We start from the raw sequence: 26106 nt of genomic DNA, 5'->3' as shown, positions 1-26106 counted from the left end.
CCCCTCCCTGCGAAGCGGGGAGGTGGCTCGAAGAGTAGCGGAGAGACGGAGGGGTTTTTGCCGCGCTATAGGCGCTGGTGGGATTTCAACAACCCCTGCACCGCTACGCGGTCCCCCTCCCCACAAGTGGGGAGGAGACTTTCTCCCCTACCGGAACGGCGGCTCGTCGAAGGCGCGCAGTTTGCGCGAGTGCAGCTTGGAGCCTTCGCTGCGCATCAGATCGACCGCCTGGATGCCGATCTGCAGGTGTTCGGAGATCGAGCCTTCGTAGAAGCGGTTGGCCTGACCCGGCAGTTTGATCTCGCCGTGCAGCGGCTTGTCCGACACGCAAAGCAGCGTCCCGTAGGGGACGCGGAAGCGATAGCCCTGGGCCGCGATGGTGGCGCTTTCCATGTCGATGGCGACGGCTCTGGACTGGTTGAAGCGCAGGGCCGACTTGGAATAGCGCAGCTCCCAGTTCCGGTCGTCGGTGGTCACGACGGTGCCGGTGCGCAGGCGAAGTTTGACCTCGTCGCCCGGCATGCCGCTGACCGACTTTGTGGCGTCATAGAGCGCGCGCTGAACCTCGGCGATCGAGGGGATCGGAATGTCGGGCGGCAGCACCGCGTCCAGCACGTGATCGTCGCGCAGATAGGCGTGGGCCAGCACATAGTCGCCGATGGTCTGGCTGGCGCGCAGGCCCCCGCAGTGGCCGATCATCAGCCAGACATGCGGACGAGTGACCGCCAAGTGATCCGTGATCGTCTTGGCGTTGGACGGGCCGACGCCGATGTTGACCAGGGTCACGCCCTTATGGCCCGGCGCGGTCAGGTGATAGGCCGGCATCTGGTGCTTCTTCCAGGCCGTGTCGCTGATCGCCGCCTCGGGGTTGGGCGTGTCACGCGTGATCACCACGCCGCCGGCGCAGGACAGGGTCCGATACGGCGAGCCGGGCGTCCGAAGCTGCTCGATGGCCCAACGCACGAACTCATCGACATAGCGATTGTAGTTGGTGAACAGGACATAGGACTGAACGTCGTCCACCGGCGTGCCGGTGTAGTGTTTCAGCCGCGCCAGCGAGAAGTCGGTCCGCAGGCCGTCGAAGTGCGACAGGGGGAAGTCGCCGCCCATTTCGAACAGGCCGTCGGCGATCTCGTCGCCGATATGGGCCAGGTCCGTAGTGGGGAACCAGCGCGCAAGAGCCGCCGTCATCGACCGGTCCAGCGCGACCTCCAGCCCGTCGGTCACATAGGGGAAGGGGATCTCCTGGCGGGACAGGCCGACCTCGAAGGTCGCGTTATATTCCTGCTCCAGCAGGCCCAGCTGTTCGGTCAGATAGGGGCGGAAAAGGTCCGGCCGCGTGATCGTGGTCGAATAGCTGCCCTGTCTCGACAGCCGGGCGTAGGCGCGCGGCTCCAGGTCCTGGGGGCGATCCCCGTCCCAACGGATGCGAAGTTCGGGATAGGCGAACACCCCTTCGGCGCGTTTGACCGCATCGGGCCGCGCGCCGGTATTGACGAAATCCCGCACGGCGTCGCGCAGGTTGGTCACGGATTGGGTGTAGAGGGTTTCGAGGCGGTCCAGCGCCGCCTGTGCTGTCATCTGTTCTGTCATGACTTCCTCTAGCGAAGCTTCGCGGCTTTGGCGAGGCGCTGCCCGTTCAAACCCGATTTCGCTGCATTGCAGCAATTTATGACGGGCGTGCGGTTGCGGATCGGGGCGTGACGGCGCATCTGGCCCGGATGTCTTCTTCCCTTGCGTCAGCGCCCGCCAAGAAGGAGCTCGGCTTCGTCGAGTTCGTCTGCCTCATCGCCCTGATGATGGCGCTGAATGCGCTGGCGATCGATTCCATGCTGCCGGCCCTGCCGCACATCGGCGCCGACCTGAACGTGGCGACCGACAACGACCGGCAATGGGTGGTGACGGCCTATCTGCTGGGCTTCGGCGGGGCGCAACTGTTCTATGGCCCGTTGGCGGACAGGTTCGGCCGAAAGCCCGTCCTGCTGTTCGGCGTCGGCGTCTATGTGCTGTTCAGCCTGCTGGCGACCCTGGCGCCGACCTTCGAGACGCTGATCATGGCTCGCGTCGGCCAGGGTCTGGGCAGCGCCTGCACCCGCGTGCTGGCCGTCTCCATCGTGCGCGATCGGTACGAGGGGCGCACCATGGCGCGGGTCATGTCGTTCAGCTTCCTGGTCTTCCTGGGCGTGCCGATCCTGGCGCCTTCGCTGGGACAACTGATCATGCTGGTGGGGCCGTGGCGCTGGATCTTCGCGGGGCTGGGCCTGATCGGCGTTGGCCTGATCGTCTGGGCGTCTTTACGTCTGCCCGAGACGCTGAAGCCCGAGGATCGGCTGCCGATCCAGGTCAAGCGGCTGACCGCGGCCTACAAGATCGCCCTGACCGATCGTACGGCCGTCGGCTACACCCTGGCCATGACGGCGATCACCGGGGCCCTGTTCGGCTTCATCAACTCGTCGCAGCAGATTTTCGCCGACGTCTTTCACGCCGAGGCGGCGTTTCCGGCGGTGTTCGCTCTGATCGCGGGCGGCATCGCCGTGGCCTCGATCGTCAATGCGCGGCTGGTGGTCAAGCTGGGTTCGCGCAAGATTTCGCACACCGCTCTGATCGGCTTCACCAGCATCGCCGCCATCCATGCGGTGGTGGCGATCAGCGGTCATGAATCGATCTGGACCTTTGCGGTGCTGCAGACACTGACCATGTTCTGTTTTGGCCTGATCGCGGGCAATTTCGGATCCATGGCCATGGAGACGATGGGCAAGATCGCGGGCACGGCGGCCTCGATCCAGGGCTTCATCTCCACCATCGTCGGCTCGCTGCTGGGCTTTGCGGTGGGCCAACAGTTCAATGGCACGACCATTCCGATGTCGGTCGGCTTCACCGTCTTTGGTTTGATCGCCCTGGGCTGGGTGCTGTTCGCCGAGCGAGGACGGCTGTTCCGGGCCCATCACGCGCCGGTCGCCGCCAAGGCTTGATCTTTTTCGCGTTTCCGCGCGTTCTCCGGGCCAATCGTCAAGATCAGCCCAGGAAAACCTCGATGACGCTGAAAGCGCTCGGTCTCGTCTCCGCCCTCGCCCTGGCCGCCGCCATGGGTCTGAGCGCCTGCTCCACCACGACGGGAGGGTCGGCCATGACCCCGCCCGCCATCGCCCCGGCGCCCGGTCCCGAAGCGGTGGACGTCCACACCCACGCCCGTCCCGAGATCGCCCGCGTCGTCGATGTCGCCTTGGATCTGACCGCCGACTTCAACGCCAAGACCCTGGCGGGCACGGCGACCCTGGACATCCTGGCGATCCCGGGCGCCAACGAGATCGTGCTGGATATCCGCGACCTGGACATTCAGGACGTGCGCGACGCGGCGGGTCAGCCGCTGCGCTATGTCGTCGGCGACAATGACGCCGTTCTGGGCCAGCCGCTGACGGTCTATTTCCCGGCCTTCGCCGCCAATGAGCGACGCAAGATCACCATCCGCTACTCGACCCGCCCCAACGCGGCGGCGCTGCAATGGCTGAACGCCAGCCAGACGGCCGGTGGACAGAAGCCCTATCTGTTCAGCCAGGGCCAGGCGATTCTGACCCGCACCTGGGTGCCGACCCAGGACAGCCCGGGCATCCGCCAGACCTATTCGGCCCGCATCACCGCGCCCGAAGACCTGACGGTGGTCATGAGCGCCGACCACCTGACGCCCAACGGCGAGCGAGCCGCAAACGGGATGAAGACCTGGCGCTTCCGGATGGACAATCCGATCCCGCCCTATCTGATCGCGCTGGGCGTCGGCGACATCGCCTTTGCACCGTTCGACGGCCGCACCGGGGTCTGGACCGAGCCCAGCCGCCTGCGGGCCGCCCAGTGGGAGCTGGAGCCGACCGCCCAGATGGTGACGGCGGCCGAGAAGCTGTACGGCCCCTATCGCTGGGGCCGCTACGACCTCTTGGTCCTGCCGCCGTCCTTCCCGTTCGGCGGGATGGAGAACCCGAAGCTGACCTTCGCCACCCCGACCATCATCGCCGGCGATCGCTCGCTGGTGTCGCTGGTCGCGCACGAACTGGCGCACTCCTGGTCGGGCAATCTGGTCACCAATGCGACCTGGAACGACTTCTGGCTGAACGAGGGCTTCACCGTCTATTTCGAGAACCGGATCATGGAGTCGGTCTATGGCCATGACCGCGCCATGCAGGAGCAGGTGCTGGGCTGGGACAGTCTTCAAGACACGCTGAAGTCCCTGCCGGCGGCGGACACCCGCCTGCATCTGGACCTGAAGGGCCGCGATCCCGACGACGGCATGAACGACATCGCCTACGAGAAGGGCGCCCTGTTCCTGCGGACCATCGAACGCACCGTCGGACGGGATCGGTTCGACGCGTGGCTCCGCGGCTATTTCGACCGCAACGCCTATCGTCCGATGACCACGGCCATGTTCCTGCAAGACATCCGCGACAACCTGATCAAGGGCGACGCGGCGCTGGAAAGCCAGCTGCAGATGGACGCCTGGGTCTATCAGCCCGGCCTGCCGTCCAACGCCGTGGCGCCGGTGTCCCACGCCTTCGAGCCGGTGGACGCGGCCGCCGTCGCCTTCTTCAAGTACAAGGGACCGGCCTCGGCCATTCCGTGGGCGGACTGGAACACCCAGCAGCGCCAGCGTTTCCTGGGCTGGCGTCCCGAGGGTCTGCGGACAGGCGCCGACTGGCTGACGGACGCGCAGTTGGCCGATCTGGAGCGCACGCTGAACCTGGCGAACGAAGGCAACGCCGAACTGACCTTCGCCTGGCTACAGATCGCCCTGGCCCATCGCTATCAGCCGTCGGTCGCCACGGCCGAGAAGTTCCTGACCAGCCAGGGCCGTCGCAAGTTCGTCCTGCCTTTGTTCCAGACCCTGTGGAACGAGGGCGACTGGGGTCGGGGTAATGCGCGGCGCATCTACGCCGGGGCGCGGCCGCTCTATCATCCGGTCACCAGCGGTTCGGTCGATCAGCTGGTCGGACGGCCGTAAGGCTAGAGGTCCACGACCGCCACGCCGGTTTCCGCCGACAGCCGTTCCGCCAGGACGGCGCGGTGGCAGCCGGCGTGATCGGCCTCGAAGCACAGCAGGGCGACGGGTTTGTCGGCCGCCAGCGCCTTCAGTCGCTCGTACTCGATCTGCGCCTGGGGCTCGGCCAGGTGATCGGCGAAGATGGCGCGCATCTCGTCGACACGGCCCTTGCGCGCCGCGTCACGTCCCGCCTTGGGCGTGCCCAGCCCGCGCAGGTGGACATAGTCGATCCCTTCGGCCTTCAGGCTCTCGCCCAGGATCGTCTTGGAAAAGCCGGCGCGGCGGGACGCGGCGACCGCGCGGACATCGACCAGGGTCTGCACACCGGCCGTCTTCAGCCGCGCGATGACGTCGGCCTGGGTCGCGCCCTCGTAGCCAATGGTGAAAAGCTTCATCCGCTTCAGATGGGCGGCCGCACGTCGAACGCCAGCGTGACCGTGAAGGCCCGCGTTGCGGTGCGGCGCCCTATCGTCTATCCCGCCGAAACGGATTTCGACTGGAGCTTTCCCCATGGCTGACCTCGCCCCCGGCGTCGTGACCCTCTTCGGAGGTTCGGGCTTTATCGGGTCGCAGGCGGTGCGCGCCTTGGCGCGTCGCGGCTGGCGCATTCGGGTCGCCGTGCGCAACCCGGTCCTGGCGATCGAAATCCAGCCGCTGGGCGATCCCGGCCAGATCCAGTTCATGCGCTGCGACATCACCAACCCGGCGGATGTGGCGCAGGCCGTGCGCGGCGCGGACGCTGTCGTCAATCTGGTCGGCGTCCTGCATGACGCAGGCGGCAAGCGCGGCTTCGACGCCGTCCATACCGAGGCGGCCAAGACCATCGCCGAGGCCGCCAAGGCGGCGGGCGTTGAGCGCCTGGTGCAAATCTCGGCCATCGGCGCCGACGCCGCCAGCCCTTCGGCCTATGGTCGCACCAAGGCCCAGGCCGAGGCGGCCGTGCGCGCCGTCTATCCGGATGCGGTGATCCTGCGTCCGTCGCTGGTGTTCGGCGCGGGCGACAGCTTCCTGAACCGCTTCGCCGCCATGGCGACGATGGCGCCGGCCCTGCCTTTGATCGGCGGCGGCGAGACCCGGTTCCAGCCGGTCTATGTCGGCGATGTCGCCGAGGCCATCGCGCGCGGCGTGACCCGCGCGGACGCCGCCGGCCGCACCTATGAACTGGGCGGGCCGAGCCTCTATACCTTCCGCGAGGTGCTGGAGCTGGTGCGTCGTGAGACGGGCCGCGACCGGATGCTGGTTTCGGTGCCCATCATCGTCGCTAAGCCCTTGGGTTCGCTGCTGCAACTGAGCCGGTTCGTCGGCCTGACCCCGCCGCTGACGCGCGATCAGGTGCTGATGCTGGAGAATGACAATGTGGTCGCCGCCGATGCGCTTGGCCTCAGCGATCTGGGCATCGACCATCCGGCCGGCATGGCGGCGATCGCCCCGTCCTATCTATGGCGCTACCGCGTCGGCGGCCAGTTCGCCGAAGCGCCCGCCCACTAAACCCTCCCCCTATGACGCCGCCGCCGGTCGCCTTCGCGGCCGGCGGCGTCTTCTGTTTGGGAACAAAGAGTGCACAGCTTAAGGATGCCGGCCACGCGCCCCCAGTTTTCCTCGACCGATACGCCTGACCTGAACGACGCGCGGGCGTTGTTGGCGCGCGTCTGGGGGCACTCCGACTTCCGGGGGCTGCAGGGGCAGGTGGTCGAGCAGATCCTGTCGGGCGGCGATGTGCTGGCGGTCCTGCCGACCGGCGGCGGCAAGAGCGTCTGCTATCAGATCCCGGCCATCCTGCGTCCCGGACTGGGGTTGGTGGTGTCGCCGCTGATCGCCCTGATGACCGATCAGGTGGAGGCGTTGAAGCAGCAGGGCGTCGCGGCGGCGCGGCTTGATTCCGGGGTGTCGCTGGACGAGCGCTCGGCCATCTGGGCGGCGGCGCGGTCGGGGGAGCTGGACCTGCTCTATGTCTCGCCGGAAGGCCTGGCAGCGGGCGCCATGATGGATCGTCTGGCCGAACTGTCGCTGAGCCTGATCGCCATCGACGAGGCGCACTGCGTCTCGCAATGGGGCCACGACTTCCGCCCCGACTATCGCAACCTGGGTCTGCTGGCCGAGCGGTTCCCCGATGTGCCCCGCATCGCGGTGACGGCGACCGCCGACGCCCGCACGCGCGACGACATTCTGCGCTCGCTGCGGCTGGAAGAGGCGACGGTCTTCGTCGACAGCTTCGCGCGTCCGAACCTGCAACTTTCGGCCGAGCGTAAGGAGAGCGCATCTCGCGCCAAGACCGACGCGCGGGTCATCGAACTGGTGCGCGAACGGCGGGGCAAGTCGGGTGTGGTCTATTGCGGCAGCCGCGACGGTTGCGACCGCGTGGCCCAGGCCCTGCGCGACGCCGGGACCAACGCCATCGCCTATCACGCCGGCATGGATACGCAGGAGCGCGACCGCCGGCTGGAACGCTTCCTGGCCGAGGAGGGCGCCGTCATGGTCGCGACCATCGCCTTCGGCATGGGCGTCGATAAGGCCGATGTCCGCTTCGTCATCCACGCCGATCCGCCCGGTTCGCTGGAGGCCTATTGGCAGGAGATCGGGCGCGGCGGTCGCGACGGCGAACCGGCCGAGGGCATCACTCTGTATGGCCCGTCCGACATCGCCTGGTCCTTGCGTCGGCTGGACAGCCGCCCGATGGCCGAGGAGGTCAAACAGGTCCAGGTCAGGAAGACCCGTCAGCTGTTCGCCATGCTGGACGGCGCCGTCTGCCGCGCCCAGGCCGTGCGGCAATATTTCGGCGAGCATGACGCCCAGCCTTGCGGCGTCTGCGACATCTGCGGCGACCCGCCCCAGCTCTATGACGCGACCGTCCCGGCCCAGAAGGCGTTGGCGGCGGTGCAGCGCTTGGGCGGCCGGTTCGGGCGCAATCGCGTCGTCGATCACCTGACCGCCCGCACCAAGGACGTGCAGCCGTGGGAGCAGCAACTGTCCACCTGGGGCATCGGGCGCGAGATTTCGCTGAACAGCTGGCGCGAGATCGTCGATCATTTGCTGTTCGAAGGTCTGCTGGCCGAGGATCCCAACGACGGCAAGCCGCTGGTCGGGCTGGGCGATCCCGAAGCGGTGCGCGCCGTCTATCGCGGCGAGCGCCAGATCGAGGTGCGTCGTGCGCCTCTGAGGGCCGACACTGCCCCGCGCCGTCGTGACCGATCGGGCGAAGGGCGCAATGCGGCGCTGGAGGCGATGGACGCGGACGTTCGCGCCCGGTTCGAGGCCTTGCGGGCCTGGCGCCGCGACCGCGCCTCGGAACAGCACGTCCCGCCCTATGTCATCTTCCAGGACCGGACGCTGCTGGAGATCGCCCACGCCGAGCCGGGCGACCTGAACAGTCTGGGCGCCATTTCCGGCGTCGGTCAGTCCAAGCTGGATCGCTACGGCAAGGGCGTACTGGAGGCGCTGGCCGCCCTCTAGAAGGCGTCAGACTTCCGGCTTAGGCGGGGCGGTGATGACTTCGACGTTGTCGTTCAGCAGATAGGACAGTTCCGACAGGGCTGTGGCGCGTTCGGCCGGATTGGCGGCGGCCTGAACGGCCTGAACCTTCTTGGGCATGTCCTCTGAAATGCCGCGCAGGATGCATTTCAGGTCGCCGTCGGTGCCGCGTTCCTTCAGAATCAGGTGGCCCTGCATGTCCAGAGCGGCCAACTGCTCGGCCTGGGCCTTGAAGCCGGTGAAGGCCTGGCTGGTGAAGAAGGCGGCGTCGTCGGCGGCCTTGGCAGCGGCCCAGCCGTCGACCACGGCCTTCAGGCTGGTCGAGCGCGAGATGATGTCGGCGAACAGCGGCTCGCCCGCCACCGAGATCGGCGCGCCGGGCGCGGCGGCCGGCTGCTCGGCGGCCAGGGCCACCGAGGGATTGGACATCGCCAGGGCGATCGTGAGAGCAAGGCCGCAGGACATGGAGGTGACTTCCTGTTTCAGCGTCCGCTGGGACGTTGAACCTGAATACGCCCCAGCCGTAAACGAGTGTTTACCCTGTCATTCCCGATGGAGACGACGATGACCCGCGACGCCGCCTGGACAGCCTTCGACCAAGCCGCCGCCGAGGCCGCCTCTGCGCGGATCGTGGATCAGTTCGCCGCCGATCCCGACCGGCTGGCGCGGATGTCGGTCGAGGCGGCGGGGCTCTATCTGGACCTGTCGAAACAGAGCTGGACCCGCGCCGCCTTCGACGCCTGTCTGGACCTGGCGCGCGCCAGCGACGTCGAAGGGCGCCGTGCAGCCCTGTTCGCCGGCGAGGCCGTCAATCTGACCGAGGGACGGGCGGTCCTGCACCCCGCTCTGCGCGCTGCGCCCGGCGCCGACTTCAAGGCCCTGGGCGAGCCGGTCTCGGCCGAGGTGGACGCCGTGCGGGCGGACATGAAGGCCTATGCCGATGCCGTGCGGTCGGGCGCCGAGGCGGGCGCGACGGGGCGCAAGTTCGAGGCGATCGTCCATGTCGGCATCGGCGGGTCGGACCTGGGGCCGCGCGTGGTCTGGGACGCCCTGCGTCCGCTGGACCCCGCCATCGATCTGCGCTTCGTCGCCAATATCGATCCGCGCGACATGGCCGAGGCGCTGACCGGCCTTGATCCCGAAACCACCCTGGTGGTGGTGGTGTCCAAGACGTTCACGACCCAGGAAACCCTGGCCAATGCCGAGGCGGCGAAGGCCTGGCTGGCGGCGTCGCTGCCGGCCGAGGGGATGACGAAACACTTCATCGGGGTGACGGCGGCGCCGGACAAGGCGGCGGCCTTCGGCTGCGGCCGCACCTTCGCCTTCCGGGACTGGGTCGGCGGGCGCTATTCGCTGTGGTCGGCGGTTAGCCTGTCGTGCGGCATCGCCCTGGGCTGGGATGTGTTCGAACGGATGCTGGCGGGCGCGGCGGAGATGGACGCGCACTTCGTGTCGGCCCCGCTGGAGCGAAACGCCCCGATCCTGCTGGCTTTGGCCCAGGTGTTCAACGTCGATGGCCTGAACCGGCCGGCGCGGACGGTGGCGCCCTACGCCCACGCCCTGCGTCGCCTGCCGTCTTTCCTGCAGCAGCTGGAGATGGAGTCGAACGGCAAGCGGGTGCACCGTGACGGCACACCGGTGACGCGCCAGACCTGCCCCGTCGTCTTCGGCGAGCCGGGCACTAACGGCCAGCACGCCTTCTTCCAGCAGATCCATCAGGGGCCGCAGACCGTCCCGGCCGAGTTCGTCATCGTGGCCAAGACTCACGAGGACGTGCCGGAGTCGCCGCTTTGGTCGAATGCGCTGGCTCAGGGCCAGGCCCTGATGCTGGGCAAGACGACCGAGGCCGCCAAGGCCGAGGGGTTGGCGCAAGGATTGTCGGAGGAGGAGGCGACGCGTCTGGCGTCCCACCGCACCTTTACCGGCAACCGTCCGTCGACGGCCATCGTCATGGAGCGGCTGACGCCCGAGACCCTGGGCGCGCTGCTGGCCCTCTATGAGCACAAGACCTTCGTCGAGGGCGTGATCTGGGACATCAACAGTTTCGACCAATGGGGCGTCGAACTGGGTAAGGTCCTGGCCAAGGCGATCCTGAAGGACGTGAACGCGGGCGGCCCCTCGGCGGACCTGGATCCGTCCACGGCGGCCCTGATGACGCGTCTGATGGGTTGACGCGAAAAGGGCCCGTCCTTGCCGGACGGGCCCTGCCGATCAACCTAGAGCGTCAAACGCTTACCAGCGGCGGTCGTAGCGGTAGTCGCGATTGTTGCGATAGTCGCGGCGGTCATAGCGCGAGTCGTAACGGCGGCCGTCGTAGCGGTAGTCGTAGCCCGAGCGGCTGCGGTCGATGCCGTGCTCGCGCTCCCAATGGCCTTGGTTACGGTAGCATTGACCGCCGCGGTAGTATTCGCAGCCCGAGCCGCGGTTGGAGGCCACTGCGCCCAGCGCCGCGCCGGCAAGCGCACCGCCCGCGATGTAGCTGCCGTCGCCGTTGCCATAGATGGCGCCGGCCAGACCGCCGACGGCGGCGCCGATCAGGGCGTTGCGGCCGGTGTTGTCGCGGTCGCGCGATTGCGCGGAAGCCGGAGCGGCCATCAGGCTCAGGGCCACGACGGGGGCGGCGGCGACCGCAGTGATCTTCAGCAGCTTGGACATTTTGGTCTCCTTGTTTGCTTGCCGATCTGCGTTTCCGGGGCGGGAAGGCATCCAGCGTTAAGGCCGTTCTATCGCTCCCAGTTTGAACGACCCCGGAGGTCGGCATTCATTTTCGGTTCATTTGTCACAGAGAATTCGCGCGGCGATCCATCGCCGCCGCTTGACGATGACCCTGCCTCTGCCTAACTCCCGCTCGCGTTAGCACTCTCTCTGGTCGGCTGCCAAAACGGCGATCGCGAGAGCGCCGCACACCGTTTCAAAAACGCCCCGATCCGGGGGTTTTACAGGGAGAAGTCCGATGGCGTTCCGTCCGCTCGGCGACCGCGTGCTGGTCAAGCGCGTTGAAGAAGAATCCAAGACCAAGGGTGGCATCATCATCCCCGACACCGCCAAGGAAAAGCCGCAGGAAGGCGAAGTCGTCTCCGTCGGCCCTGGCGCCCGCGACGACACCGGCAAGGTCAATGCTCTGGAGCTGAAGGCCGGCGACCGCATCCTGTTCGGCAAGTGGTCGGGCACGGAAGTGAAGATCGACGGCGAAGACCTGATCATCATGAAGGAATCCGACGTCCTGGGCGTGCTGTCCTAAGCACCCGACGTCCGACGTTCTTCAATCAATCCACATAGATAGGAGCTGCCCGCATGGCCGCTAAAATCGTACACTTCAACACCGACGCGCGCGACAAGATGCTGCGCGGCGTCAACGTGCTTGCCAACGCCGTCAAGGTGACGCTGGGTCCCAAGGGCCGCAACGTCGTGATCCAGAAGTCCTTCGGCGCTCCGCGCTCGACCAAGGACGGCGTGTCGGTCGCCAAAGAGATCGAGCTGGAAGACGCCTTCGAGAACATGGGCGCCCAGATGATCCGCGAAGTCGCTTCGAAAACGAACGACAAGGCGGGCGACGGCACCACCACCGCAACCGTTCTGGCTCAAGCCATCGTGCAAGAGGGCCTGAAGGCCGTCGCCGCCGGCATGAACCCGATGGATCTGAAGCGCGGCATCGACAAGGCTGTCGGCCTGGTGCTGGAAGAGATCAAGTCGAACTCCAAGCCGGTCTCCAACAACTCGGAAATCGCCCAGGTCGGCACCATCTCGGCCAACGGCGACTCGGAAATCGGTGAGCTGATCGCCCAGGCGATGGCCAAGGTCGGCAACGAAGGCGTCATCACCGTCGAGGAAGCCAAGACCGCCGACACCACCGTCGACGTCGTCGAAGGCATGCAGTTCGACCGCGGTTACCTGTCGCCTTACTTCATCACCAACGCCGACAAGATGGAGGCCCAACTCGAAGAGCCGCTCATCCTGCTGTTCGAGAAGAAGCTGACCTCGCTGCAAGCCATGCTGCCGATCCTGGAAGCCGTGGTGCAGTCGGGCCGTCCGCTGCTGATCATCGCCGAGGACATCGAAGGCGAAGCCCTGGCGACACTGGTCGTCAACAAGCTGCGTGGCGGCCTGCGCGTCGCCGCCGTCAAGGCTCCGGGCTTCGGCGATCGCCGCAAGGCCATGCTGGAAGACATCGCCATCCTGACGGGCGGCCAGGTCATCTCGGAAGACCTCGGCATCAAGCTTGAGAGCGTCACCATCGACATGCTCGGCAAGGCCAAGAAGGTCACGATCACCAAGGACGACACCACCATCGTCGAAGGCGTCGGCGGCAAGGACGAGATCGAAGCCCGCGTGGCCCAGATCAAGCGCCAGATCGAAGACACCACCTCCGACTACGATAAGGAAAAGCTGCAGGAACGTCTGGCCAAGCTGGCCGGCGGCGTCGCGGTTCTCCGCGTCGGCGGTTCGACCGAAGTCGAAGTGAAGGAAAAGAAGGACCGCGTCGACGACGCCCTGAACGCCACGCGCGCCGCGGCTGACGAAGGCATCGTTCCGGGCGGCGGCATCGCCCTGCTGAAGGCCTCCAAGATCCTGGCCGACGTCAAGGGCGACAACGCCGACCAGAACGCCGGCATCGCGATCATCCGTCGCGCCCTGCAGGCTCCGATCCGTCAGATCGCCGAAAACTCCGGCGTCGAAGGCTCGATCGTGGTCGGCAAGGTGCTGGAGAACGGCGACGCTTCGTTCGGCTTCAACGCCCAGACCGAAGAGTACGGCGACCTGGTGCAGATGGGCGTCATCGACCCGGCCAAGGTCGTCCGCACGGCCCTGCAAGACGCCGCTTCGGTGGCCGGCATCCTGATCACGACGGAAGCCGCCGTCGCCGACGCGCCCAAGAAGTCGGGCGGCGCCTCGGCCCCCGACATGGGCGGCATGGGCGGCATGGGCGGCATGGACTTCTAAGTCCAAGCTGACCGACGCTGAAATGCAGAAGGGCGGGGCCGCAAGGTCCCGCCCTTTTTGTTTGCCTATCCTCTCTGCGAAGCGGGGAGGGGGACCGCGCGTAGCGGAGTGGAGGGGCTCTTGAAGTCCCACCGATGTCGGAGATGCGGCGCCAGCCCTCCGTCACGACGCCAAGAGGCGTCGCGCCACCTCCCCAGGAGGTGGGGAGGAGACTGCGTTCTAGAACTCCGAAATCGCGCCCGGCTTGCGGGACCGCGTCTTCAGCCACATGACGCCCAAGAGGTCCGAGACCGACGCGCGCAGGCGGCCCCAATTGGTGTATTTCGACCGACCGACCTCGCGGTGGCGGTGGTCCACGTCGAGGTACTGGTTCTTGAACCCTTCGCGGATCATCAAGGCCGGCAGATAGCGGTGGATGTGATCGAAGTAGGGCAGGCGCAGGAAGACGTCGCGGCGGAAAGCCTTCAGCCCGCAGCCGGTGTCGTCGGCGTCGTCGCCCAGCAGTTTGCGGCGGATGCGGTTGGCCCAGATCGAGGCCTGGCGTTTGGCCTCGGTGTCCTGACGTTTGGCGCGACGGCCGCCGACCAGGCCCACGTCGCTGGGGGCGGACAGAAGCGCATCGACCAGGCGGGGCGCATCGGCCGGCGGGTTCTGGCCGTCGCCGTCCATCGTCACCACGACCGGGGCGCGCGCGGCCAGGACGCCGGTGCGGACCGCGCGGCTCTGGCCCGCATTGGTCCCGTGAGCCAGCACGCGGAGCGCCGGCAGTTCGGCCATGGCGGCCTTCAGCTCGGCCAAGGTCGCGTCCCTGGACGCATCGTCCACGAAGATCATCTCGTACGAACGGCCGGCGAAGGCGGCGGCGATCTCGCGCGCCAGGGGCACGGCGGCGCCCGCCTCGTCATGGACGGGAACGACGACGGAGATTTCGGGATTTTCAGCGCTCATCGGCGCTCCATAGAGGATAACTGAAGCTTAGGGGAGACGGCTGACGCAGGCGTGGTCGCCGTGTAAGGAGTCTGGAATGAAGACTTTCGATCTGGATGGCCGCATCGCCGGCTGGCGCGGGCCGGTTCTCGCGGCTCTGCTGACGTTGATCGCCGGCCTGCCGGGACTGCTGCTGCTGCCGCCGCTGGATCGCGACGAAAGCCGGTTCGCCCAGGCGACGTCCCAGATGCTGGAAAGCGGCGACTATGTCGACATCCGCTATCAGGACGAGCCGCGCTGGAAGAAGCCCGTCGGCATCTACTGGATGCAGGCCGTCGCCGTCGGGCTGACCTCGGACGTCGAGGATCGCGAGATCGCGCCCTATCGCATCCCATCCCTGCTGGGCGCCATGCTGGCGGCCTGGGCCGTGGCCTGGGCGGGGTCGGCCATGCTGGGCGGGCGGGTCGGCTTCTTCGGCGGGGCCATCATGGGGGCGACCTTCCTTTTGTCCACCGAGGCGGGGATCGCCAAGACCGACGCCATGCTGTGCGGCGCGACGACCCTGGCCATGGCGGCGTTGGCGCGCATCTATATGGCGACGAAGGCGGGCGAACGCCCGATCCGGCCGCATAAGCTGCTGTTCTGGATCGGGATCGGTCTGTCGATCCTGATCAAGGGACCGATCGGGTTTCTGGTCGTGGCCCTGGCGATCATCGCCCTGTCGATCTGGGATCGGAACATCAAATGGCTGTATCGCCTCGGCTGGGGTTGGGGCCTGCCGCTGGTCGCCCTGATGGTCGGACCGTGGGCGATCGCCATCACCATCGCCACCGACGGCGGCTTCTGGCGCGAGGCCATCGGCGGCGACCTGGCGCCCAAGATCGCTGGCGCGCATGAAAGCCATTCGGGCTTCCCCGGCATGTACGTGCTGCTGGCGCCCCTGCTGTTCTTCCCCTCGACCCTGCTGTTGCCCGCCGCCGTCTCGACGGGGTGGAGCCGACGCGCCGAGCCGGCGATCCGGTTCCTGGTCTGCTGGCTGGTCCCGGGCTGGCTGATGTTCGAACTGGCGCCGACCAAGCTGTGGCACTACACCCTGCCGACCTTCGGAGCGCTGGCCCTGCTGGCGGCCGCCGCCTTGGCCCAACCCATCGGCAAGGTCTCGCGCATCACCGGGGCGGTCCTGGGCGCGTTCGCGGCTCTGCTGATCATCGGCATCACCGTCTATGGACTGACCGTCTATGGCACCTCGACGGCCCAGACCTGGGCGGCGCTGACGGTGGTCATGGCGCTGGCGGCGGGGGCGATGGGGGGCTTCCTGCTGCTGAACCGCGCGCCGGTCGCAGCGCTGGTCGCTTCGTTGGCCTTCGGGATCGTGGCGCACGCGGCCCTGTCGGGCACGATCCGCCAACTACGGCCCTTGGCCATCGCGCCCCAGCTGGAAAAGGCGCTGGAGGCGGCGGACCTGCATCCGCGTCAGGGCCGCACGCCGGGGCCGGTGGCGATCACCGGCTTCCATGAACCCAGCTTCGTCTTCCTGACCGGGCGAGACACCGACCTGACCGACGCCGAAGGCGCGGCCGAGGCCTTAGCCGAAGGGCGGCCCGCCATCGTCGAAGGACGCGACGCCGACGCCTTCCGCGCGGCTGCGGCGCGTCTGGGCGTGTCCGGTCGCGCGGTCGGGACGGTCAACGGCTACAACTATTCGGCGGGCGATCCGGCCAGCCTGACCGTCTATGCGCCGCCGCCCCGAAACGGGAACGGGAACGGGAACGGGAACGCCGCAGCGGGAGCCGAGTGATGGGCCGCTTCATCCAGATCGTCGAAGTCGGGCCGCGTGACGGGCTGCAGAATGAAAAGGCGGTGCTTGAGCCCGCCGTCCGCGCCGATCTGGTGCGGCGGCTCGAGCAGGCGGGGGCGAGACGGATCGAGGCCGTCTCCTTCGTCCATCCTAAATATGTGCCGCAGATGGCGGGCGCCGAGGAGGTCATGGCCGCCCTGCCGCACGAGGCGGGGCGCAGCCGCATTGGCCTCGTGTTGAACGGCAAGGGCTATGACCGGGCGCTGGCGACCGGGGTGGACGAGGTCAATGTCTCGGTCGCCGCCACCGACGGCTTCGGCCTGAAGAACCAGGGCCTGGCGGTGAAGGATCAACTGGCCATGCTGGGCGAGATCGTCGCCCGCCGCCACAACGCCGAGGCCAGCGAGGGCGCGCCGTCGCTTTCGGCCATGATCTCCTGCGTCTGGGGCTGTCCGTTCGACGGCGAGGTCTCCGTCGACCAGGTCGCGGACATGGTCGGCGCGATCGCCGATATGGGCGTGGGCGAAATCGGTCTGGCCGACACCATCGGCGCGGGCGATCCTTGGGCGGTGACGAAAAAGGTCGAGGCGGCCAGGGCGGCCGCACCGGACGCGAGCCTGCGCCTGCACTTCCACGACACCCGCAACACAGGCCTGGCCAACGCCTATGCGGGCGTCGAGGCCGGGATTGACGTGCTGGACGCCTCGGTCGGGGGGATCGGCGGCTGCCCGTTCGCGCCGGGCGCCACGGGAAACATCGCCACCGAAGACCTGGCCTATATGCTGGCGCGCGGCGGGTTCGAAACCGGCTATGACCTGGACGCCCTGATCGCGACGGCGCGCTGGATCGGCGAGGCCATCGGGCGGCCGGCGCCGTCGGCGCTCAGCCGGGCAGGTGGATTTCCCAAGGCTTGAACCTTTGTGGCGGCGTTTCGAAAACGGCGCTAAATCAGGGTGAACAGGCGTAGCCGTTGGACCGGCTGCGAAAAGGACCGTCCATGCTGCTCGCCATTCCGCTGCTGCTGATCCCGGTGGTGCTCTACAATATCGTGGTGCTGTTCGGCGCGCCGAGCGAGGCGGGGATGGTGCAGGCGGACGTGCTGCTGCGCGATCCGCTGTTTTCCGTCACGATGACCTCGGGCGCGCAATGGACGATCGGATCCGGCGATCTGATCCTGTTTCTCGGCCTGATCCTGCTGTTCTTCGAGCTGGTGAAGTCCACATCCAGCCAGCGCATCGCCATCATCAATCACGCCCTGTCGATGATCCTGTTCATCGGCGTGCTGGTGGAGTTTCTGCTGCTGCCGGGGTTCGCGACCTCGACCTTCTTTCTGTTCGTGATCATGATCCTGCTGGACGTGCTGGCCGGGTTCATCGTGACCATCATCGCGTCGCGCAAGGACTTCGATTTCGGCGGGGCGTAAGCCGAACGGCTCTCCCCAACAACGGGCTCAAGCAGCGCGAAGCGCGGTAGGCCCTAAGAGAATGCCGTGAAGATCAGGGCGACGATGGCGACGTCGAAAGCTTTGGCGGCGAGGGTGAAGACGGCGGGCATGGGCGGATCCGGCTGAGAGCGTTCTGCCTTGCTCCCCAGCAAACCCCGTGCCGCCCGAGCGGCGTCAGCTCAGATGTCGGTCTTGGCGGTCTTGCCTGTCTTCGGACGACGCTCGGCCGCGCCGGAATATTCGGCTCCAAGGTAGGCGGAGCGGGCTGCATCCAGCACTGGCGGGCCGCCGCGCAGGCCGCGTTTCTGCCCGCTCTGGCCCATCTGCTGGGCGACGAAGGCGGCGGCGCCGGGCTCGGGCGTCGGCAGGACGGCAGCTCTTGCCGGGGTCGGTTGGGGCTTGACGATCTCAGGCGCATCGACGGGGACCAGGGCGCGCGAGGCGGATCGGGCGCGCCGCTCGCGCTCGCGGCGTTCGCCTTCACGGCGATCCACCCGGTCCGGTCCGCCGACGGCCTGAATCCGGTCGGTCATTTGCTCTTGCCGCTCGCCAGTTTCTCGATCTGACGGCGCATCTCGTCCATCTGTCGACGCATTTCGTCCAGGGCGTCCGGCGCCTCGGGCGGCGGCGCTGTTTCAGCCTTTTCGTCCGACGCGGCCGGGGTCGGCTCTGCGCGGGGATAGGTGAAGGCCGGGAACATCTGCATGGCGCGCTCGAACATCGCCATATTGGCGCGCGCGGCGTCCTCCATCAGGGTCGCGCCTGCGCCGGTTCCGAAGGCGCGGCCCATCTGACTGGCGAACTGCTCCTGCTGGCGACCGAAGTTGGCCAACGACATCTCCAGATAGGAGGGCAGGACGCCCTGCATCTGACCGCCGTAGAAGCCGATCAGCTGGCGCAGGAACTGAACCGGCAGCAAGGCCTCGCCCCGGCTCTCTTCCTCGAAGATGATCTGGGTCAGGATCTGGCGGGTCAGGTCGTCGTTGGTCTTGGCGTCATAGACGACAAACTCGGTCCCCTCGCGCACCATGGTCGCAAGGTCTTCCAGCGTCACATAGGCGCTGGTCCGCGTGTTGTAGAGCCTGCGGTTCGCATACTTCTTGATGACGACCTGAGCGCTGTCGCCGGTCTTTCCACCCTTGGTCTTTTCGTCAGCCACGCTTGTTCTCGCGATGTTGCAACGCGTCACTATCCTCCGTTGCGACGCGATGCGCCAGAGGGGGAGAAAAGCGCCGGGACCGGACGGTCGTTCAGTGGCTCATGGCCGGGGCCAGCACGACGCCGACCAGAACCGCCGTCCAGTGGACCGTGGCACCGGTGACGACGAAGCCGTGCCAGATGGCGCGGCGGAACTTCACGCGCGGGCTGATGAAGACAAAGACGCCGGCGGTATAGATCAGGCCGCCGATGACCAGCAGGGCCAAGGCGATCGGGTGCACCGTCTCGACCATCGGCTTCAGCGCCGCGACCGCCAGCCAGCCGAAGACGACATAGACGCCGCTCCAGAACTTGTCCGAGATGCGCGGCGCCAACAGCTTCACCCCGGCGCCGAGGAAGGCCAGGGTCCAGATCAGGGTGGTGAAACCGATGGCCCACAGACCCTCGAACCGTTGGGTCGTGAAGGGGGTGTAGCTGCCGGCGATCATGAGGAAGATCGCCGCCTCGTCCAGTCGCCGCAATACCGGTCGCGCGGCGCAGGGGTTGGTCCAGTTGTAGATGGTCGAGGCCGTCAGCATGCCGACGAGGCACAGGGCGTAGATGGCGGTGGCCATCACGCCGCCGATCCCCGCATAGACCCCGGCCAGACCCGCCAGGATGATGCCGCCGACCGCCGCCAGCATCAGGCCGACGACGTGGACCCACAGATCCGCCAGCTTTTCCGCGCGCGTCGGATAGTGCTCGACCATGTCCAGCTCGTCCGGCGTGCAGACGTGGGTGACAAGACGTTTCAGCGTGCGCAGCATGGACCTTCCAATCCGTCGATCGCCTCTATCGTTCCGCGACAATGCGCCGACAGGGTGACGATTGGCTGAATCGCGCCCTGTCCATGTCGTCGCAGGTGACGAACGCGCTGCAATGCGGCAAAACGGTCACGCCGAGTTATTCTCCAAAGAGTGAAATCCCATGACCGACGTCGTCATCGTTTCCGCCGCGCGCACCCCCGTCGGTTCCTTCCTGGGCGCCCTGTCGTCGCTTCCGGCGTCCAAGCTGGGCGAGATCGCCATCAAGGCGGCGCTGGAGCGGGCCGGTGTCTCCGGCGACGAGGTCGATGAGGTGATCCTGGGTCATGTGCTACAGGCCGCCGCGGGCCAGGGCCCTGCGCGCCAGGCCGCCGTCGGCGCGGGCGTTCGAAAGGAAGCCGCCGCCTGGAGCCTGAACCAGATCTGCGGCTCGGGCCTGCGCGCCGTCGCCATCGCCGCCCAGCAGATCGCTTTAGGCGACGCCAAGGTCGTCGTCGCCGGCGGTCAGGAGAGCATGAGCCAGGCGCCGCACGCCCAACAGCTTCGCAACGGACACAAGATGGGCGACGTCGCCCTGGTCGACACCATGGTCAAGGACGGCCTGTGGGACGCCTTCAACGGCTATCACATGGGTCAGACGGCCGAGAACATCGCCGAAAAATGGTCCATCAGCCGCGAGGCGCAGGACGAATTCGGGCTGGCCAGCCAGCACAAGGCCGAGGCGGCCCAGAACGCCGGCAAGTTCGATGACGAGATCACGCCGGTCGTTATCCCCGGCCGCAAGGGCGATGTGACGGTCGACAAGGACGAATATATCCGCCACGGCGCGACGCTTGAGCTGATGCAGAAGCTCAAACCCGCCTTCACCAAGGACGGCAGCGTGACCGCCGCCAATGCGTCCGGGCTGAACGACGGCGCCGCCGCCCTGGTGCTGATGAGCGCCGACGAGGCCAAGGCGCGCGGGCTGGAGCCGCTGGCCCGCATCGCCTCCTACGCCACCGCCGGCGTCGATCCGTCGATCATGGGGACCGGTCCGATCCCGGCGTCGAAGAAGGCGCTGGAGAAGGCGGGCTGGAGCGTCGCGGATCTGGATCTGGTTGAGTCCAACGAAGCCTTCGCCGCTCAGAGCCTGTGCGTGGTCAAGGAACTGGGTCTCGACCCGGCCAAGGTCAACGTCAACGGCGGCGCCATCGCCATCGGCCACCCCATCGGCGCCTCGGGCGCGCGCATCCTGACGACGCTTCTGTTCGAGATGAAGCGCTCGGGCGCGAAGAAGGGTCTGGCGACCCTGTGCATCGGCGGCGGCATGGGCGTGGCCATGTGCGTCGAGCGCGCGTGATCCGATAAGAAGAAAAGGGGCGAGGTCCCCCTCGCCCCTCAAATCTTAATCCGCCGCGGGATATTCGAACGGATCGCTCGGCGTGGGCTGGGTCGGCAGCGGCATGCGGGGCAGGGGCTCGTCGCGGTTGGCGGCGTTCAGCAGGAAGCTGGCCAGGATGACGGCCGCCTGACGCAGGTCTTCAGCCTTCAGGTGGTCGTAGCTGTCGATGCTGGTGTGGTGCAGGCGGCTGGAATAGTCGAGCGGGTCCTGGATGAACTGATATCCCGGCACGCCGACGGTCTGCATATAGACGTGGTCGGTGCCGCCCGAATTGCGCAGCGAGACCGTCGTCGCGCCCATGCTGGCGAACGGCGCCAGCCATTCCTGGAAGATCGGGGCAGCGGCGACATTGCCCTCGGCGTTGATGCCGCGGATCTTGCCCGAGCCGTTGTCCAGATTGAAATAGGCGACCAGATCGCGATAGCCGGCGCGCGGCTCGATCGGCCAGCGGCTGCGCCATGTGCGGTTGTCCGGCAGGCCCGCCAGCGCCGGATCGTTCGACGACGCGCGCGTCGCCAGATGCCGGTCCACATAGGCCAGCGAGCCCAGGATGCCTTGCTCTTCGCCGTTCCACAGGGCGAAACGGATGGTGCGCTTGGGCTTGACGTTCAGGGCCTTCAGGATGCGGGCGGCCTCCATGACCACCGCGCTGCCGGCGGCGTTGTCGACAGCCCCGTCCGAGGCGACCCAACTGTCCAGATGGGCGCCCGCCATGACGTATTCGGTTCCGCGCGCCGTGCCGGGGATGTCGGCCAGGATGTTGTAGGCGTTGACGTCCTCGTCGTGGAACCGGACCTCGCTCATCAGCTCCAGCGTCGGCGGCGCGTCGGTCAGTGCGAGGCGCGCCAGACGGCGATAGTCCTCGGCCGCCAGCTCCATCCCCGCCAGCTTGGGCGTGGCGCCCACCTGATAGGTGTAGCCCGTGCCGTGCAGCAGGCCGCCGTCACGCTGGGAAATCCGCACCCAGGCCAGGGCGCCTTGTTCAGCCAGGAAGGCGTCCAGCTGATTGGCGAAGTTGACGGTCTTCAGCGAGCGTTCGATGGCGGCCGGCGAATGTTGAGGCTGATTATAGGTGTTGCGCTCGGCCAGTTCGGCGCTGGTCCAGCGGCGGAAGGCCGGCTCGGTCGGCTCCGATCCCGTGCCCGGCTGGGACAGCATGACGATCTTGCCCGACAGCTTACCGCGCCATTTGTCGAAATCCTCGACCTTGGAGATCGGGGCCACGATCACGCCGCCGCTGATCACGCCATTGGTCGAGGGCGTCCAGGCCACCGGGATGGCGCGCAGATCCAGCGGGCGCGGCGCGGTCATGCGGGCGCTGGAGCGGACGATGGACCAGCCCCGGCCGAACTCGAACCCTTCGGCGCGCACGTCGGACAGACCGTAGTCGCGGAACTGCTGCTGCGCCCAGCGTTCGGCTTCGCGCATCTGGGGCGAGTTGGTCATTCGCCCACCGATCCGGTCGGTCAGATAGGCGGCGGTCTGCATCACCTGGCTGTGGTTCAGCCCCTGATCGATGATGCCGTTGACGGCGACGCGGTCCACCGACTGGGCGGCGACCGGCGTGGCGAGAAGAGCGGCGGCGGAGACGAAGGCGAGCAGACGCGACATGGATTTCCCCAAGAAAGCCCGATGGCTGAACAGGGGCGCATCTGATGCGATCCGGTCGCGGAGTGCAAACCGCAAACGGCGTTCAGGCCGCGACGATCAGCCCCATGTTCGCCCGCATCGTCACCCCCAGGGGCCGCGCGGCTCCGTCGGGGTAGTCGGGACGCCGGTGGTCGTGAAACCAGCGGCCGGTCGCGGCTGGGTCAGGTCCGGCGTTCGGGCCCGCGGCTGCATGCCCATCTTCGCGCCCAGCTCCATCAAGGCCCGGACGCGGTTTCCCGTCGCCGGATGGGTCGAAAACAGATTGTCCGCGCCGCGGCCCGCCAGCGGATTGATGATGAACATCTGACCCGAGGCCGGATTGCGCTCGGCCGTCTGATTGGTGATCCGCCTGGCGTAGGCGTCGATCTTCTGCAGGGCCGAAGCCAGGGCCTGGGGATCGCCGGCGATCTCGGCGCCGACGCGGTCGGCCTCATATTCGCGGCCCCGGCTGATGGCCATCTGCACCAGACCGGCGGCCATCGGCGCCAGCAGCATCAGGGCGATCGTGCCGATGATGCCGCCCGGCCGCTCGCGGTCGTTGCCGCCGAAGAACAGGGCGAAGTTGGCGAGCGCCGCGATGGCGCCGGCGATGGTCGCGGTCACCGTCATGATCAGGGTGTCGCGGTTCTTCACATGGGCCAGCTCATGCGCCATCACCCCGCGCACCTCCTCGCGCGTCAGCATGTCCAGCAGGCCGGTGGTGGCGCAGACGGCGGCGTTCTCGGGGTTTCGGCCCGTGGCGAAGGCGTTGGGCTGATCATTGGGGATGATGGCGACCTGCGGCTGGGGCAGGCCGGCGTCGCGGGCCATCTGACGCACGTCGGCGACATAATTCCTGACCACGGCGTTGGGGTGCTGCTCATCGACCGGCTGGGCCCGGTACATCTTCAGCACGATCTTGTCGGCGTTCCAGTAGCTGAACAGATTCATCCCGCACGCGAACAGCAGTGCGATCGCCATGCCGGTCGCGCCGCCGATCAGATAGCCGACCCCTGCGAACAGGGCCGTCATCGCCGCCAACAGAATGAAGGTCTTCAGATGGTTCATCGCGGTTCCATTCCCGATCCGTCTGGCGTCACGGGCTTGAACCTCTATTTGAGAGAAGGCGCATCAAGCCTCAAGGGAGCCGCCCTGTGACCGAACATCCCACCCTCGCGCCGAATGACGCCGACGAAACGCCGGTTGCGGCGCCCGTTTTCAATGCCGACGTGCCCCACGCCACGCCTGAACGGCCGCTCAGCGAGGCCGCGCGGCGCGCGCTTCAGGAAGCGGCGGATCGTCGCGCGGCGGAATCGACGGTTCAAGCGGATACGGAATACGGCGGTCCGACCGGTCCCGAACCGACCCGTTTCGGCGACTGGGAGAAGAAGGGGCTGGCGGTCGATTTCTGACCCGCCGAGCCTGCTGCGACGGGCGCAAAGGTTAACCACGCCTTAAGAAACAGGCGCCGGACTTGCCAGTCACGGGACAACTCAGAGGAGTCTGTCCCGTGACGATACAGTCGATACTTACCGCCGCGTCGGCGGCTCTGCTGCTCTCCGCAGCGCCCGCTCTGGCCGGTGGTCCCGGTCACGGGGGTTATGGTGGCGGCCATCCCGGCGGCGGCTGCGGCGGGGGATGCGGCGGCGGCGGTCATTATGGCGGCGGCAATTACAACGCCAATCACAACGTTAATGTGAATGTGAACGGCGGCGCTTACGCCAATGCCAACGCCAACGCCTATGCGAGCGCCTCCAGCTATTCGGCGAGCAGCGCCCGGTCCTATTCCAGTTCGTCCAGCTTCCAGCGCGGCTATGTCGGCGGCGGCACGACCTATGTCGGAAGCGGCGGCTATTCGGACGGCTATTACGGCGGCGGCTATGTCGGCGGCGTCAGCGCGACCTCGGTTCTGGTCGGTCGTCCTCCGGTCAGCGCTCCGGTGGGATATCCGGTCTATGGCTTCGGCCGTGACTACATCGGCTGGCGTCCGTATCCGGGCCGTCCGGTCGACTGCAACTGCCGTCCGCCCGTTCGCCCGCCGGTTCGCTACGAACACCGCTACGAGCAGCGTTACGAGCAGAGCTACGTCGATCAGCCGCCGGTCTACGTCCAGGCGCCGCCCGTCCAGATCGCGCCGCAGCGCATCTATGTCGCACCTTCGCAGGTCAGCATGGCGCCGCCCCAGATCGAGATGGGACCGCCCACCTATATCGAACAGCCGCCCATCTATGTGCAGGCGCCGCCGGTGAACATCGGGCCTCAGCGCGTCCAAGTGGCTCCGTCGCAGGTGAACCTGGCCCCGGCCCAGGTCGATGTCGGCCCGCCCGTCTATGTCGATCAGGCCCCGGTCTATGTGCAGTCCGCGCCCGTCAACATCGGCCCGCAACACATCCAGGTCGCCCCGGCCCAGGTCAATGTCGCGCCCGCCCAGGTCGAGGTCGGAGGCCCGGTCTATGTCGATCAGTCGCCGGTCTATGTGCAATCCGCGCCGGTCAATGTGGCCCCGGCCCAGGTCTATGTCGCGCCGCCGGAAGTGAACACGGCCCCGCCGCCTCCTCCGCCCCCGCCGCCGCCGTCGGGCTACTACGGCGACCTGCCGCCGCCCGAGGCGCCCGCGCCCCACGCCCCGCCGCGTCACGGCTACGCCCAGGAGCCCGGCGAGCGCGGCTGATCGCCTCGCGCGAGAACAACCAAAGACGAACGGTCGCCCTGGTCTGTCTCAGATCAGGGCGATCTGCTGTGCGATCTGTTGCGCCGCCGCGCGCGGATCGCTCGCCGCCGTGATCGGCCGACCGATGACCAGATGGGTCGCGCCAGCTTCAAGCGCCGCCTGTGGCGTCGCGGCCCGCGCCTGATCGTCCAGCGCGGCGCCGACCGGTCGTACGCCGGGCGTGACGATCAGAAAGTCGGGCCGGCCAGCCTCGACCGCCAGAGCCCGAGCACGCGCTGCCTCGTGCGGGCTGGAGACGACGCCGTCGATCCCGGCCTCAAGCGCCTGACGCACGCGCCGCTCGACCAGTTCGGCCGGCGACAGACTGTGGTCGTCGGCGGCCAAATCCTCGGCCGTCAGGCTGGTCAGGACCGTAACCCCCAGCACCTTCATCTTCGAACCCGCCGCGCCGCGCGCCGCCGCCGCCATGACCTGGGGCCGCGCATGGACCGTCAGCAGGTCGCAATCCGCGCCCGCCAGATTGGCCGTCGCCTTCTCCACGGTCGCGCCGATGTCGTGCAGCTTCCAGTCCAGGAAGATCTTTCGCCCCTGCGCCTTCAGCTCACGCGCCAGCGCCATGCCGTCGACCGCGAACAGTTGCAGTCCGACCTTGTAGAAGCCGATCGCGTCGCCGATCCGCTCGGCCAGAGCGGCCGCCTCGGCCGTCGTCGGCACATCCAGGGCGCAGATGATCCGCTCGTCGGGCGCACGATCGGAGGAGGTTTGGGGATCGGTCATCGACGGACTCGCGCTGAGCGGCTATGCCGGACACGAGGGCGCGTCGGCAGGGCGGCGTGATGGATTGAGGGCGAGGGCAGGCG

24 protein-coding genes are annotated in these 26106 nt (G+C 67.5%); 13 read left to right on the top strand and 11 right to left on the bottom strand.

Features of this window, described 5'->3' with window-relative positions:
* Window positions 1–147: 147 nt before the first annotated feature.
* Window positions 148–1593, bottom strand: a complete 1446-nt coding sequence (locus BLR19_RS11880) for an AMP nucleosidase (RefSeq protein ID WP_091751255.1) — start codon at window positions 1591–1593, stop codon at window positions 148–150.
* 128 nt (window positions 1594–1721) lie between these two features.
* Here BLR19_RS11880 and BLR19_RS11875 point away from each other — a divergent pair, with 128 nt between their 5' ends.
* Window positions 1722–2972 (top strand): multidrug effflux MFS transporter, encoded by a 1251-nt coding sequence (locus BLR19_RS11875; protein WP_091751252.1) that lies wholly within the window; start codon window positions 1722–1724, stop codon window positions 2970–2972.
* A 62-nt stretch (window positions 2973–3034) separates the two neighbouring features.
* Complete coding sequence (locus tag BLR19_RS11870) at window positions 3035–4987, top strand: M1 family metallopeptidase (protein WP_091751370.1); 1953 nt, start codon at window positions 3035–3037, stop codon at window positions 4985–4987.
* Between the two features lie 2 nt (window positions 4988–4989).
* On the opposite strand, the gene BLR19_RS11865 is transcribed toward BLR19_RS11870, so the two are convergent.
* The gene (locus BLR19_RS11865; RefSeq protein WP_055808816.1) at window positions 4990–5421 is read right to left on the bottom strand and encodes a DUF488 domain-containing protein; all 432 of its coding nucleotides are present in this window, start codon (window positions 5419–5421) and stop codon (window positions 4990–4992) included.
* A 115-nt stretch (window positions 5422–5536) separates the two neighbouring features.
* On the opposite strand from BLR19_RS11865, the gene BLR19_RS11860 reads away from it, so the two are divergent.
* Both BLR19_RS11860 and recQ read left to right on the top strand, forming a co-directional pair.
* Window positions 5537–6514 (top strand): complex I NDUFA9 subunit family protein, encoded by a 978-nt coding sequence (locus BLR19_RS11860; RefSeq protein ID WP_091751249.1) that lies wholly within the window; start codon window positions 5537–5539, stop codon window positions 6512–6514.
* An 84-nt stretch (window positions 6515–6598) separates the two neighbouring features.
* Complete coding sequence (recQ, locus tag BLR19_RS11855; RefSeq protein WP_091751246.1) at window positions 6599–8476, top strand: DNA helicase RecQ; 1878 nt, start codon at window positions 6599–6601, stop codon at window positions 8474–8476.
* Between the two features lie 6 nt (window positions 8477–8482).
* On the opposite strand, the gene BLR19_RS11850 is transcribed toward recQ, so the two are convergent.
* On the bottom strand, window positions 8483–8959 hold the full coding sequence (locus tag BLR19_RS11850) for a hypothetical protein (protein WP_091751243.1): 477 nt from the start codon (window positions 8957–8959) through the stop codon (window positions 8483–8485).
* A gap of 99 nt (window positions 8960–9058) precedes the next feature.
* On the opposite strand from BLR19_RS11850, the gene pgi reads away from it, so the two are divergent.
* Window positions 9059–10666: a glucose-6-phosphate isomerase gene (gene pgi / locus BLR19_RS11845; protein WP_091751367.1), complete on the top strand. Its 1608-nt coding sequence runs from the start codon at window positions 9059–9061 to the stop codon at window positions 10664–10666.
* Between the two features lie 60 nt (window positions 10667–10726).
* On the opposite strand, the gene BLR19_RS11840 is transcribed toward pgi, so the two are convergent.
* On the bottom strand, window positions 10727–11149 hold the full coding sequence (locus tag BLR19_RS11840) for a hypothetical protein (protein WP_055809009.1): 423 nt from the start codon (window positions 11147–11149) through the stop codon (window positions 10727–10729).
* Window positions 11150–11447: 298 nt separating this feature from the next.
* On the opposite strand from BLR19_RS11840, the gene groES reads away from it, so the two are divergent.
* Entirely contained in the window at window positions 11448–11735 is a 288-nt protein-coding gene (gene groES, locus BLR19_RS11835; RefSeq protein ID WP_055808823.1) for a co-chaperone GroES, read from the top strand.
* Between the two features lie 53 nt (window positions 11736–11788).
* Window positions 11789–13435, top strand: a complete 1647-nt coding sequence (groL, locus tag BLR19_RS11830) for a chaperonin GroEL (RefSeq protein ID WP_055754584.1) — start codon at window positions 11789–11791, stop codon at window positions 13433–13435.
* Between the two features lie 219 nt (window positions 13436–13654).
* Here groL and BLR19_RS11825 read toward each other — a convergent pair whose 3' ends face one another.
* A complete protein-coding gene (locus tag BLR19_RS11825; protein WP_091751240.1) occupies window positions 13655–14383 on the bottom strand; it encodes a glycosyltransferase family 2 protein in 729 nt (242 codons plus the stop codon).
* Between the two features lie 76 nt (window positions 14384–14459).
* Here BLR19_RS11825 and BLR19_RS11820 point away from each other — a divergent pair, with 76 nt between their 5' ends.
* From BLR19_RS11820 to BLR19_RS11810, 3 genes are all read left to right on the top strand, one after another.
* A complete protein-coding gene (locus BLR19_RS11820) occupies window positions 14460–16160 on the top strand; it encodes an ArnT family glycosyltransferase (RefSeq protein WP_091751237.1) in 1701 nt (566 codons plus the stop codon).
* Window positions 16160–17074 carry a hydroxymethylglutaryl-CoA lyase gene (locus tag BLR19_RS11815; protein WP_091751234.1) on the top strand — a complete coding sequence of 305 codons (915 nt, stop codon included), beginning with the start codon at window positions 16160–16162 and terminating at the stop codon, window positions 17072–17074. The genes BLR19_RS11820 and BLR19_RS11815 overlap by 1 nt, the downstream gene beginning before the upstream one ends.
* Before the next feature lie 83 nt (window positions 17075–17157).
* Entirely contained in the window at window positions 17158–17583 is a 426-nt protein-coding gene (locus BLR19_RS11810; RefSeq protein WP_091751232.1) for a hypothetical protein, read from the top strand.
* Window positions 17584–17783: 200 nt separating this feature from the next.
* On the opposite strand, the gene BLR19_RS11805 is transcribed toward BLR19_RS11810, so the two are convergent.
* The 3 genes from BLR19_RS11805 to BLR19_RS11795 form a co-directional block, all read right to left on the bottom strand.
* Entirely contained in the window at window positions 17784–18137 is a 354-nt protein-coding gene (locus tag BLR19_RS11805) for a hypothetical protein (protein WP_055754579.1), read from the bottom strand.
* Window positions 18134–18763 (bottom strand): polyhydroxyalkanoate synthesis repressor PhaR, encoded by a 630-nt coding sequence (phaR, locus tag BLR19_RS11800; RefSeq protein WP_091751229.1) that lies wholly within the window; start codon window positions 18761–18763, stop codon window positions 18134–18136. Before phaR ends, BLR19_RS11805 begins: the two co-directional genes overlap by 4 nt.
* Before the next feature lie 91 nt (window positions 18764–18854).
* Window positions 18855–19568, bottom strand: a complete 714-nt coding sequence (locus BLR19_RS11795; protein WP_091751227.1) for a PAQR family membrane homeostasis protein TrhA — start codon at window positions 19566–19568, stop codon at window positions 18855–18857.
* Window positions 19569–19728: 160 nt separating this feature from the next.
* Here BLR19_RS11795 and BLR19_RS11790 point away from each other — a divergent pair, with 160 nt between their 5' ends.
* Window positions 19729–20904, top strand: coding sequence for an acetyl-CoA C-acetyltransferase (locus BLR19_RS11790; protein ID WP_091751224.1), 1176 nt, complete (start codon window positions 19729–19731; stop codon window positions 20902–20904).
* A gap of 45 nt (window positions 20905–20949) precedes the next feature.
* On the opposite strand, the gene BLR19_RS11785 is transcribed toward BLR19_RS11790, so the two are convergent.
* Both BLR19_RS11785 and htpX read right to left on the bottom strand, forming a co-directional pair.
* Window positions 20950–22557 carry a M20/M25/M40 family metallo-hydrolase gene (locus tag BLR19_RS11785; protein WP_091751221.1) on the bottom strand — a complete coding sequence of 536 codons (1608 nt, stop codon included), beginning with the start codon at window positions 22555–22557 and terminating at the stop codon, window positions 20950–20952.
* A 120-nt stretch (window positions 22558–22677) separates the two neighbouring features.
* Window positions 22678–23643, bottom strand: coding sequence for a zinc metalloprotease HtpX (gene htpX, locus BLR19_RS11780; protein ID WP_091751218.1), 966 nt, complete (start codon window positions 23641–23643; stop codon window positions 22678–22680).
* Between the two features lie 86 nt (window positions 23644–23729).
* On the opposite strand from htpX, the gene BLR19_RS11775 reads away from it, so the two are divergent.
* Both BLR19_RS11775 and BLR19_RS11770 read left to right on the top strand, forming a co-directional pair.
* Window positions 23730–23987 (top strand): DUF1674 domain-containing protein, encoded by a 258-nt coding sequence (locus BLR19_RS11775; protein WP_091751215.1) that lies wholly within the window; start codon window positions 23730–23732, stop codon window positions 23985–23987.
* A 98-nt stretch (window positions 23988–24085) separates the two neighbouring features.
* Window positions 24086–25246 carry a ribosomal eL19 family protein gene (locus BLR19_RS11770; RefSeq protein ID WP_091751212.1) on the top strand — a complete coding sequence of 387 codons (1161 nt, stop codon included), beginning with the start codon at window positions 24086–24088 and terminating at the stop codon, window positions 25244–25246.
* Window positions 25247–25294: 48 nt separating this feature from the next.
* Here BLR19_RS11770 and pyrF read toward each other — a convergent pair whose 3' ends face one another.
* Window positions 25295–26023 carry an orotidine-5'-phosphate decarboxylase gene (gene pyrF / locus BLR19_RS11765; protein WP_091751209.1) on the bottom strand — a complete coding sequence of 243 codons (729 nt, stop codon included), beginning with the start codon at window positions 26021–26023 and terminating at the stop codon, window positions 25295–25297.
* Between the last annotated feature and the right edge of the window lie 83 nt (window positions 26024–26106).

Origin of the sequence: Brevundimonas sp. 374, from assembly GCF_900102995.1 — a bacterium.
Classification (GTDB): domain Bacteria; phylum Pseudomonadota; class Alphaproteobacteria; order Caulobacterales; family Caulobacteraceae; genus Brevundimonas; species Brevundimonas vesicularis_C.
This window is presented reverse-complemented; position numbering and strand designations above follow the sequence as displayed.